This window comes from Caulobacter sp. GW821-FHT10C03, from assembly GCF_059415485.1.
Window position 1 is genome coordinate 30,687 of the sequence record NZ_JBWKNI010000032.1, and the last position, 10,539, is coordinate 41,225.

At 68.4% G+C, this 10,539-nt stretch carries 8 protein-coding genes and 1 tRNA gene (1 of these 9 cut by a window edge); 8 read left to right on the forward strand and 1 reads right to left on the reverse strand.

Annotated elements, in window-relative coordinates; translation table 11 throughout:
- Both AC07NG_RS24925 and galE read left to right on the forward strand, forming a co-directional pair.
- Positions 1 to 55, forward strand: a tRNA-Asn gene (locus AC07NG_RS24925); it begins 120 nt to the left of the window's first position.
- 227 nt (positions 56 to 282) lie between these two features.
- Positions 283 to 1,257, forward strand: a complete 975-nt coding sequence (gene galE, locus AC07NG_RS24930) for a UDP-glucose 4-epimerase GalE (protein WP_494597032.1) — start codon at positions 283 to 285, stop codon at positions 1,255 to 1,257.
- Between the two features lie 24 nt (positions 1,258 to 1,281).
- Here galE and AC07NG_RS24935 read toward each other — a convergent pair whose 3' ends face one another.
- Positions 1,282 to 1,713, reverse strand: coding sequence for a hypothetical protein (locus AC07NG_RS24935; protein ID WP_487288661.1), 432 nt, complete (start codon positions 1,711 to 1,713; stop codon positions 1,282 to 1,284).
- Positions 1,714 to 1,888: 175 nt separating this feature from the next.
- Here AC07NG_RS24935 and AC07NG_RS24940 point away from each other — a divergent pair, with 175 nt between their 5' ends.
- The 6 genes from AC07NG_RS24940 (at position 1,889) to AC07NG_RS24965 (ending at position 10,029) form a co-directional block, all read left to right on the forward strand.
- The gene (locus AC07NG_RS24940; protein WP_487288659.1) at positions 1,889 to 2,218 is read left to right on the forward strand and encodes a hypothetical protein; all 330 of its coding nucleotides are present in this window, start codon (positions 1,889 to 1,891) and stop codon (positions 2,216 to 2,218) included.
- A 99-nt stretch (positions 2,219 to 2,317) separates the two neighbouring features.
- Complete coding sequence (locus AC07NG_RS24945) at positions 2,318 to 2,890, forward strand: protein-L-isoaspartate O-methyltransferase family protein (RefSeq protein WP_494597034.1); 573 nt, start codon at positions 2,318 to 2,320, stop codon at positions 2,888 to 2,890.
- 125 nt (positions 2,891 to 3,015) lie between these two features.
- Complete coding sequence (locus AC07NG_RS24950) at positions 3,016 to 4,464, forward strand: TolC family outer membrane protein (RefSeq protein ID WP_494597035.1); 1,449 nt, start codon at positions 3,016 to 3,018, stop codon at positions 4,462 to 4,464.
- Positions 4,465 to 4,599: 135 nt separating this feature from the next.
- Complete coding sequence (gene popZ, locus AC07NG_RS24955; protein ID WP_110121235.1) at positions 4,600 to 5,142, forward strand: pole-organizing protein PopZ; 543 nt, start codon at positions 4,600 to 4,602, stop codon at positions 5,140 to 5,142.
- A 151-nt stretch (positions 5,143 to 5,293) separates the two neighbouring features.
- Complete coding sequence (locus AC07NG_RS24960; RefSeq protein ID WP_494597038.1) at positions 5,294 to 8,017, forward strand: valine--tRNA ligase; 2,724 nt, start codon at positions 5,294 to 5,296, stop codon at positions 8,015 to 8,017.
- A 260-nt stretch (positions 8,018 to 8,277) separates the two neighbouring features.
- Entirely contained in the window at positions 8,278 to 10,029 is a 1,752-nt protein-coding gene (locus tag AC07NG_RS24965) for a class I adenylate-forming enzyme family protein (protein WP_494597039.1), read from the forward strand.
- The last annotated feature ends 510 nt before the right edge of the window (positions 10,030 to 10,539 follow it).

A 10,539-nucleotide genomic window follows, 5' to 3' on the forward strand; every position in this document is an offset into this window, starting at 1 on the left:
GAGCAGCCGGCTGTTAACCGGCTGGTCGTAGGTTCGAATCCTACCCGCGGAGCCACTCTTCCTTCGATCCTTCGAAGGGTTCGCCGTCAGGAAGATTTCCCCCTCCGCCTTCGCCTGATCGTCCGGACGCGGCGCGTCCGTGGGCTCCATGGCCAAGGCTTTGGGGTTGCGGCCGGCGCAAGGTTCGGCGACATGCAGAAACGCCCGGGCGCCAGGATCTCGGGCGGCGAAAGAGGGCCGGTGTCCAGTTCCCAGTCGATGTCCCAATCGATGTCCCAATCGATGTCCGGGTCGATTCTCGTGGCCGGCGGCGCCGGCTATATCGGGTCTCACGCCTGCAAGGCCCTGGCGGCCGCTGGCTACAGCCCCGTCACGCTCGACAACCTGGTCATGGGCCACGCCGACGCCGTGAAGTGGGGGCCGCTGCACGGGGGCGACATCCGCGACGAGGCTTTGGTGACCGAGCTGGTCGCCCGCTACGACATCAAGGGCGCGATCCACTTCGCCGCCCACAGCCTGATCGGCGAGAGCAACCGCGATCCGGCCAAGTACTACGACAACAACCTCACCGCCGGGGTGATCTTCGCCAAGGCCCTGGCTGACGCCGGCGTCGCGCCCCTGGTCGTCTCGTCGACGGCCTCGGTCTACGGCGCGCCCGAGGTCTCGCCCATCCCCGAGAGCCACCCGACCCGGCCGATCAATCCCTACGGCTCGACCAAGCTGGCCCTGGAAGACGCCCTGCGCTGGATGGAGCCGGCTTATGGCCTCAACGTCACCGTCCTGCGCTATTTCAACGCCGCCGGGGCCGATCCCGACGGCGAGATCGGCGAGCGCCACGAGCCGGAGACCCATCTGGTCCCGCTGCTGTGCCGCGCCATGCTGGGCCGCGCGGGGCCGCTCACCGTGTTCGGCGACGACTATCCCACGCCCGACGGCACGGCGGTCCGCGACTACGTCCACGTCACCGACCTGGCCGACGCCCACGTTTTGGCCTTGCGCCGCCTGATCGAGGGCGGGCGCGGCGACACCTACAATGTCGGGGCCGGGCAGGGGGCTTCGGTGCTGCAGCTGATCAAGGCCGCCGAGGCCGTGGCCGGCAAGCCGGCCCCCTACGGCTACGGCCCTCGTCGCGAGGGCGACCCGCCGGCCCTGGTGGCCGACATCTCCCGCATCGCCGCCGACCTCGGCTGGCGCCCGACGCGCTCGCTGGAAACGATGATCGCCGACGCCATGCGGTTCGAGGCGGCGCAGGGCTGAGCCCCGCCCCGTGATCCGGCGAGCCTACGCCTCGACCAGCTTCTGCAGCTCGCGATAATAGGTCTCGGTGTACTGGTGCTGCTGGTCCAGGCTGGCCAGCATCTCGGGGCGGGCGAAGACCTCGGCCGGAATGGTCACGCCCTTGCGGCCGTGGCGCACGCACAGGCCGTCGGCGATCAGGCCGCTGACGTGGCGGCGCACCGTCTCGGCCGGCATGACCAGCGAGTCGGCGATCTGCACCACCGTCACGGGGCGGCGCAGGGCGTCCTGGACCACCTTTTCCTTGGCGTCGAAGCCCATGTTGGGGCGGATATGGGCGGTGTTGGCCACCCAGATGGTGGTGAAGACTATGGCCCGGACCGGGTCGTTGCCGTGCAGGCCCTTGGCGACATCCAGCGAGCGCAGGAAATAACCCGCCGATAGGCGGACAACCGCGCGCCGAACATCCGTGCCCATACCGTCCCCTGAAGCCCTTGGCCCGATTAACCGTGGTGCTGAGTCGCCGCGCCAGCAAAATTCACCATGTCCCCATTTTGGGGACAGTATGCTTTTGGGGGAGGCGTTAACGACGATTTTGCGCCATACGGGCCGCCGAATTCAGGGGAAGGCGTACGCGGGGGCGCGGCTGGGCATGAGTGAGATCGAAGCCAGATTGCGTGAGGCCGCCACCGCCGTGGGTGTGGAAAGCCGTATCGAGGTGCTGCTCAAAAGCGTCGAGGAAGCCATCGAAAGCTATCCCGACGACGCCGACCCGCGTTACCTGACCCGCCTGATCGACCAGCGCACCGCCTTGCTGGAACCGGATCTGGCGCTGATCGCCCGCATCGCCGTGCAACTCTGCGAGAACGACGCCGCCCGCGCCGCCGTGCTCGGCCCGCCCCTGGCCACGGCCGCCACGGTCTGTCCGCTGATGCGTCCGGCCGTCAACCAGCTGCGCCGCCTGCTCGGCGAAGGGGTCTGACGCGACGCCGAACGCCCTGCATACGTAATGCAAGCGGCTGATTGCCTTCCGACGAGACGCGGACCTATAAGCCTGTCGAACCGCTTTCCGAGGAAGTCCATGAGCTCCGATTTCGCGGCCGCCCGCCTGAACATGGTGGAAAGCCAGATCCGCACCGCCGACGTGACCGACCTGCCGCTGCAGGACGCCCTGCGTGTGGTTCCGCGCGAAAACCTCGTGCCCGCCGGCAAGGCCTACCTGGCCTATGCCGACGCCGAAGTCGAATACGCGCCGGGCCGCACGCTGATGCGCCCGCGCGACATCGGCAAGCTGCTGCAGATCATCAAGCCGCGCGCCGGCGAGAAGGCCCTGGTCATCGCCGCGCCGTATGCCGCCGTGGTGCTCGAGACCATGGGCCTGGCCGTCACCCGTCTCGACGGCGACGACCTGACCGCCGTTCCTGCCGGCGAATACGATGTCATCGTCACCGAAGGCGCCGTGCCGAAGGCTCCGGCTTCGTGGACCGGGGCGCTCGCCCTGCACGGCCGTCTGGGCGTCGTCGAGCGCCAGGGGCCGGTCGGCCGCGCCACGCTCTATGTCCGCGCCGAAGAAGGCGTGGCCGGTCGCGCGGTGTTCGATTCGACGCCGTCGCTCCTGGCCGGTTTCCCGGTCGAGGCCGGCTTCGCGTTCTGATCCGGGCCCATTTCACGCGGGCGCACAACGCCTGCGTGAAAAAAGCTTAACTAGCGACGGTTGACGGCCGGCCTTACAGCGCTGGTATTGAAGCGAGAGCTTCGGGTGTGTTGGGGAAGAACGGGATGTCGAAGAGCCGTCGGGCCGGGTTGCTGGCCGCCGCCTGCTGCATGGGTTTCATGGCTTCGGCCGCGAACGCCGAGACGCTGACCGACGCCGTCACCCTGGCGTACCAGACCAATCCGACCCTGCAGCAGCAGCGCGCGGTGCAGCGGGCCACGGACGAAACCGTCGTCCAGGCCAAGACCGGCTTCCGTCCGACCGTCAGCGCCACCGCCGACATCTCGGCTTCGCGCACCGACTACGCCAACACCACCTCGGCGGGTCTGGATCGCCTGAAGACCAGCGGCAGCGGCGCCACCGTCTCGCTGTCGCAGCCGCTCTATACGGGCGGCAAGGCCAGCGCCAACCTGACGGCCGCCGAGGCGACCGTCCTGGCCGGCCGTGAAGACCTGCGCAGCGTCGAGCAGTCGGTGCTGGCCACCGTCATCACCGCCTATGTCGACGTCCGCCGCACCGAGGAAAGCCTCCGGATCGCCCAGGAGAACGTCAACGTCCTGACCCGTCAGCTCGACGAGTCGAACGCCCGCTTCGAGGTCGGTGAGATCACCCGTACCGACGTGGCCCAGTCGCAGGCGCGCCTGGCCGCCGCCAAGGCCAGCCTGTCGTCGGCCCAGGCCAACCTGGCCGTCGCCCGCGCCAGCTACGCCCAGGTCGTCGGCCAGAACCCGACCGACCTGGCGCCCGAGCCCTCGCTGGCGGCCCTGCTGCCGGCCAGCGTCGAGCAGGCCTTCGACGCCGCCGAGGCCAACAACCCCGCCGTCGTCGCCGCCCGCTACAGCGAGCAGGCCGCCACGGCCGACGTCGCCGCGGCCCGCGCCGCCTACCTGCCCACCGTCTCGGCCGGCGCCAGCCTCGGCTATGACGCCAGCGAGGTGAACGGCGCCGGCAAGCAGTTCGGCGACTACGACCGCGCCGTCGCCGGCTCGATCACCGCCCGCGTGCCGATCTTCACCGGCGGCCTCAACGCCTCGGCCGTCCGCGCGGCTCGCGAGCGCGAGAACGCCGCCCGCATCGCCGTCGAGGGCGCCAAGCGCACCGTCGTGCAGCAGGTCTCGTCGGCCTGGAGCACCCTGCTGGCCGCCCGCGCCAACCTCGTCTCCAACGAAGAGCAGGTGAGGGCGACCAAGATCGCCTTCGAGGGCGTCCGCCAGGAGCAGCAGGTCGGCCTGCGCACCACGCTCGACGTGCTCAACGCCCAGCAGGAGCTGCGCGCCGCCGAACTGGCCCTCGTGACCGCCCGCCGCGACGAGTACGTCGCCAGCACCGGCGTGCTGCAGGCCATGGGCGCGCTCGACATCGCCAAGCTGGCCCCCGACGTGACGCGCTACGATCCCAAGACCTCGTACGACAAGGTCAACCACGCCTTCGGGTGGGTGCCCTGGGAGCCGGCCGTGCAGGCGCTCGACAAGATCGCCTCGCCGGCCGTGGCGACGCCCGCTCCGGGTAAGTAAGTCCGTCCAATCCTGGACGAATCATCGCCTCGCCCATCCTTGGCCTTGCTTAAGCCGTGCAAGTCTGCACCATCGGTGGTGCGCGTCTTGCAGGACGCCAAGGATTCGTAGCCCTTTAATACGGCCCAGCCCATCATGTCCGACCAGAGCTCTCAAGAACCGACGATGGAGGAGATCCTCGCCTCGATCCGGCGGATCATCTCCGAAGACGACGCTCCGGCGGCCGAAGCGCCGCCGCCCGCGCCCGAGCCGGTTCCCGAGCCCGAGCCGCTGATCGAGGACGACGTCCTCGACCTGACCGACCCGATCGAGCCGCCGGCTCCGGTCGAGACGCTCGGCGACCTCGACGTCTACACCCCGGAACCCGAGCCGGAGCCGGCCTATGAGCCGCCGCCCCCGCCGCCGGAACCGGCCTACACCCCGCCGTCGCCGGCCTTCAACCGCGACGAAGTGGCCGAGACCCTGGTCGGCGACCACGCCGCCGGCCTCGCCGCCAGCGCCTTCGGCAGCCTGAGCTCGGCCCTGCTGATGCCGGCCAACGGCCGCACGCTGGAAGACGTCGTCCGCGAGCTGCTGCGCCCGCTGCTCAAGGAGTGGCTAGACACCAACCTGCCGCGCATCGTCGAGAACAAGGTCGAGGAAGAGGTCCACCGGATCTCGCGCGGCCGCGGCGTATGATGCTTGCGTCGCACCGTCCCTAGGACGGCCGCCGACGCACGGAAATTAAAGAAGGCGGTCGCTCCGGCGGCCGCCTTTTCCCGTTCAAAATCCCCGATAATCCCGTCGCCCGGTTTCGCGGGGCGGCGCTAAGTGGCATATCCCCTCCGCCATGCTTGAAAAGACCTTCGATCCCAAGTCCGTCGAACCCCGCCTGTACGCCGCCTGGGAGGCCTCCGGAGCCTTCAAGCCGAGCGAGGATCCGAACGCCGAGCCGTTCGTCATCGTGATCCCGCCGCCGAACGTCACGGGCTCCCTGCACATCGGCCACGCGCTGAACAACACGTTGCAGGACGTGCTGACCCGCTTCCACCGCATGCGCGGCAAGGCCGCCCTGTGGCTGCCGGGCACCGACCACGCGGGCATCGCCACCCAGATGGTGGTCGAGCGCCAGCTGGCCGCCGCCGGCAACATCGGCCGCCGCGACATGGGCCGCGACGCTTTCGTCGAGCGCGTCTGGGAATGGAAGGCCGAGAGCGGCGGGGCGATCACCAACCAGCTGCGCCGTCTGGGCGCCAGCTGCGACTGGTCGCGCGAGCGCTTCACCCTGGACGAGGGCCTGTCGGCCGCCGTCCGCAAGGTCTTCGTCCAGCTCTACAAGCAGGGCCTGCTCTATCGCGACAAGCGCCTGGTCAACTGGGACCCGCAATTCCAGACCGCCATCTCCGACCTCGAGGTCGAGCAGAAGGAGGTCGACGGCGCCTACTGGCACTTCGCCTATCCGCTGGCCGATGGCGTGACCTACGAGCACCCGGTCGCCTTCGACGACGAGGGCAAGCCGACCCAATTTGAGACACGCGACTACATCGTCGTGGCCACCACCCGTCCCGAAACTATGCTGGGCGACACGGGCGTCGCCGTCCATCCGTCGGACGAGCGCTACAAGGACCTCGTCGGCAAGGACGTCGTCCTGCCGATCGTCGGCCGCCGCATCCCGATCGTCGCCGACGACTACGCCGACCCGACCAAGGGCTCGGGCGCGGTGAAGATCACCCCGGCGCACGACTTCAACGACTTCGGCGTCGGCAAGCGCGCCGGCCTGCCGGCCATCAACATCCTGACCCCCGAAGCCAAGCTCAACGACGCCGTCCCGGCCGAGTATCAGGGCATGGACCGCTTCGCCGCGCGCAAGGCCATCGTCGCCCGCGCCGAGGAAGAAGGCTGGCTGAAGGAGATCGAGAAGACCAAGCACATGGTCCCGCACGGCGACCGGTCTGGCGTGGTCATCGAGCCCTACCTGACCGACCAGTGGTACGTTGACGCCTACACCCTGGCCCAGCCGGCCCTGAAGGCCGTCGAGACCGGCGAGACGGTCTTCGAGCCCAGGCACTGGGAAAAGACCTACTTCGAGTGGCTGCGCAACATCGAGCCCTGGTGCGTCTCGCGCCAGCTCTGGTGGGGCCACCGCATCCCGGCCTGGTTCGGTCCGGAAGGCTCGATCTTCGTCGAGGAGACCGAAGAAGCCGCCTACGCCGCCGCCCGCGAGCAATTCGGCGCCGACGTGGTGCTGAACCGCGACGAAGACGTCCTCGACACCTGGTTCAGCTCGGCCCTGTGGCCGTTCTCGACCCTCGGCTGGCCGGAAAAGACCCCGGACGTCGCCCGTTTCTACCCGACCAGCACCCTGGTCACCGGCTTCGACATCATCTTCTTCTGGGTCGCCCGGATGATGATGATGGGCATTCACTTCATGGGTGAAGCTCCGTTCAAGCAGGTGTTCATCAACGCCCTCGTCCGTGACGAGAAGGGCGCCAAGATGAGCAAGTCCAAGGGCAACGTCATCGACCCGCTCGCCCTGATCGACGAGCTGGGCTGCGACGCCGTGCGCTTCACCCTGACGGCCATGTCGGGCCAGGCGCGCGACATCAAGCTTTCGAAGCAGCGCATCGAGGGCTACCGCAACTTCGGCACCAAGCTGTGGAACGCCACGCGCTTCGCCCAGATGAACGGCTGCGTCCGCGTCGAGGGCTTCGACCCCGCGACCGTGTCCCAGCCGATCAACAAGTGGATCCGCGGCGAGGTCGTCAAGACCCTCGGCGAGGTCACCAAGGCGCTTGAAGCCCCGGCCTTCGACGAGGCCGCCGGCAGCCTCTACCGCTTCATCTGGAACGTCTTCTGCGACTGGTACCTGGAGCTGGCCAAGCCGATCCTCAACGGCGAGGACGAGGCCGCCAAGGCCGAGACCCGCGCGACCACGGCCTGGGTGCTCGACCAGATCCTGATCCTGCTGCACCCGGTGATGCCGTTCATCACCGAGGAACTGTGGGACAAGACGGCGGAGGAGGGCGGTCCGGCCCGCCAGGCCATGCTGATCTCGACCTCGTGGCCCGAGCTGCCGGAAAGCTGGATCGACGCCGACGCGGCCGCCGAGATCGGCTGGCTGGTCGACACGGTCGGCGAGATCCGCTCGCTGCGCGCCGAGATGAACGTGCCGCCGTCGGCCAAGCCGGCCCTGGCCGTGGTCGGGGCGGGCGAGGGCACGCAAGGCCGCCTGTCGCGTCACCGCGACCTGCTGCTCAGCCTGGCCCGCCTGGGCGAGATCTCCCTGGCCGACGCCGCTCCCGCCGGCACGGCGCCGGTGGTGATGGGTGAAGCGACCGGCGCCCTCGGCGTCGCCGAATTCATCGACGTCGCCGCCGAGAAGACCCGCCTGACCAAGGAGATCGCCGGCCACGTCTCGGAGATCGAAAAGACCGGCAAGAAGCTCGGCAACCCCGACTTCCTGGCCCGCGCCAAGCCCGAGGTCGTCGACGAAAACCGCGAACGCCTCGCCGAGGCCGAAGCGGCGAAAGCCAAGCTGGAAGCGGCTTTGCAGCGTCTGGCGGCGATGGCCTGACTGCGATCCCTCTCCCCTTGCGGGAGAGGGCGGCCCCGCGGAGCGGGGTCGGGTGAGGGGTCTCTCAGAACCGTCCGCGCGACCCCTCATCCGTCGGCTTCGCCGCCACCTTCTCCCGCAAGGGGAGAAGGACGGGGCGGCCAACTAAACATTGTTCCCTTATCTATCCAAACGACCGTTTACATCGGTCGTCCCGCCGTGCTTACTCGACGGAAACGCGCCGCTTCCAACGAGCGCGAGCTACACCGGGAGAGTAACGAATGACCCAGGCCGCTCACGCCTTGCCCCCTTGGCCCGCCATGTCGGTGAAACAGGCCTACGCCCTGATCACCGCCCCGGGAACGCCCGGCGAGATGGAGGAGGTGGTGATCCGCGGCGTGCCGACGCGGACCTGGAAGAACCTTCCGCCCACCCTGCGCCACACCCTGCAGGTCGGCCGCACCCACGGCGACAAGATCTATCTGGTCCACGAGGACGAGCGGGTCAGCTTCGAGGGCTTCTACCGCGCCGTCACCGTCTTCGCCGCCGAGCTGGAGGCCAAGGGCGTCAAGAAGGGCGACCGGGTGGCCCTGGTCATGCGCAACCTGCCCGAATGGCCGGTGGCCTTCTATGCGGGCCTCTCCATCGGCGCGATCCTCACCCCGCTGAACGCCTGGTGGACCGGGCCGGAGCTGGAATACGGCCTCGTCGATTCCGGCGCCTCGGTCGCGGTGATGGACGTCGAGCGCTTCGAGCGCCTGGCCGAGCATTTCGACAACTGCCCCGACCTCCAGCGCGTCTACGTCTCGCGCGCCAGGGAAGAGATCGCCCATCCCTATGTCACGCGCCTGGAAAGCGTGATCGGCGGCCCCAACGACTGGATCAAGCTGGACGAAAAGCCGCTTTCGACCGTCGAGCTGGGGCCTGAGGACGACGCGACGATCTTCTACACCTCCGGCACCACGGGTAAGCCCAAGGGGGCTCTCGCCACGCATCGCGCGGTCAACAGCAACATCTTCGCCGCCGCCGCCGCTTCCGCGCGCAGCTTCCTGCGCCGTGGCGAGGCCCCGCCCCAGCCCGATCCCAGCCTGCCGCAGAAGGGCGCGCTGATCTCGGTGCCGTTCTTCCACGCCACCGGCTGCTTCGCGGTGATGAACCCCGGCCTGTTCGGCGGCGCCAAGCTGGCGATGATCCGCAAGTGGGATCCCGAAAAGGCCATGCAGCTGATCCAGGACGAGAGGCTGACCCAGATGGGCGGCGTGCCGACCATCGCCTGGCAGATCATCGAGCATCCGTCCCGCGACAACTACGACCTGTCGTCGCTGGAGGCCGTGGCCTATGGCGGCGCGCCCTCGGCGCCCGAGCTGGTGCGCAAGATCAAGGAGATCTGGCCCAAGTCCTCGCCGGGCAACGGCTGGGGCATGACCGAGACCTCGGCCACCGCCACCTCCAACTCGGGCGAGGACTACGAGAACCGTCCCGAAAGCTGCGGTCCGGCCGTGCCGGTCACCGACCTGAAGATCATGACCCTGGAGGCGCCCTACCAGGAGCTGCCGATCGGTTCGGTGGGCGAGCTGTGGTGCAAGGGGCCGCAGGTGGTGAAGGGCTACTGGAACAAGCCCGAGGCCACGGCCCAGACCTTCATCGACGGCTGGGTGCGCACCGGCGACCTCGCCCGCCTCGACGAGGAGGGCTTCTGCTACATCATCGACCGCGCCAAGGACATGCTGATCCGGGGCGGCGAGAACATCTACTGCATCGAGGTCGAGAACGTCCTCTACGACCACCCGGCGGTGATGGATGCGGCCCTGGTCGGCGTCGACCACAAGACCCTCGGCGAAGAACCCGCCGCCGTCGTCACCCTGAAACCCGGCGCCGAAGCCACCGAAGACGAACTCCGCGCCTTCGTCGCCGACCGCCTGGCCGCCTTCAAGGTGCCGGTGCGGGTGGTGTTCTGGCCCGAGACCCTGCCGCGCAACGCCAACGGCAAGATCCTCAAGACCGAACTGAAGAAGGTCTTCGTCACGGGGTAAGCATCCCTCTCCCCTTGCGGGAGAGGGTGGCCTCCCGGAGGGAGGTCGGGTGAGGGGTCTCTCAGAACTCAAAACCGCGTGCAGCGGTCAGGCCGGGCTCCGGGCCTGATCCCTCTTCCCGTAAAATCCCCGCGAAAGCGGGGACCCAGGCTTTTTTTGCAATCCACCGCGTTTGATCCCTCTCCCCTTGCGGGAGAGGGTGGCCTCGCGGAGCGAGGTCGGGTGAGGGGTCTCTCAGACCTCAACACCGCGTGCAGCGTCAGGCCGGGCGGAGCGTCTCCCATCTGAGAGACCCCTCATCCGACGGCTTCGCCGCCACCTTCTCCCGCAAGGGGAGAAGGAACGCACGCTGCTCGCACGGCGTAATCGGAAAAGAGTTTAGCGAACTCAACGCCCTACAACTTTATAACCCCAACTTATCCTCCCCCACTCAAGCCGCCCCATAATCATCCCCATCCCAGCCATGGGGAGGGCTCTTGGTACCGGCCCGAGTTAGCGGCTGTGGATCGC

Excerpts from the sequence above, each read along its gene's own strand:
- galE (WP_494597032.1), top strand. The coding sequence starts at position 283 with ATGTCCGGGTCGATTCTCGTGGCCGGCGGCGCCGGCTATATCGGGTCT.
- AC07NG_RS24935 (WP_487288661.1), bottom strand. The coding sequence starts at position 1,713 with ATGGGCACGGATGTTCGGCGCGCGGTTGTCCGCCTATCGGCGGGTTAT.
- AC07NG_RS24940 (WP_487288659.1), top strand. The coding sequence starts at position 1,889 with ATGAGTGAGATCGAAGCCAGATTGCGTGAGGCCGCCACCGCCGTGGGT.
- AC07NG_RS24945 (WP_494597034.1), top strand. The coding sequence starts at position 2,318 with ATGAGCTCCGATTTCGCGGCCGCCCGCCTGAACATGGTGGAAAGCCAG.
- AC07NG_RS24950 (WP_494597035.1), top strand. The coding sequence starts at position 3,016 with ATGTCGAAGAGCCGTCGGGCCGGGTTGCTGGCCGCCGCCTGCTGCATG.
- popZ (WP_110121235.1), top strand. The coding sequence starts at position 4,600 with ATGTCCGACCAGAGCTCTCAAGAACCGACGATGGAGGAGATCCTCGCC.
- AC07NG_RS24960 (WP_494597038.1), top strand. The coding sequence starts at position 5,294 with ATGCTTGAAAAGACCTTCGATCCCAAGTCCGTCGAACCCCGCCTGTAC.
- AC07NG_RS24965 (WP_494597039.1), top strand. The coding sequence starts at position 8,278 with ATGACCCAGGCCGCTCACGCCTTGCCCCCTTGGCCCGCCATGTCGGTG.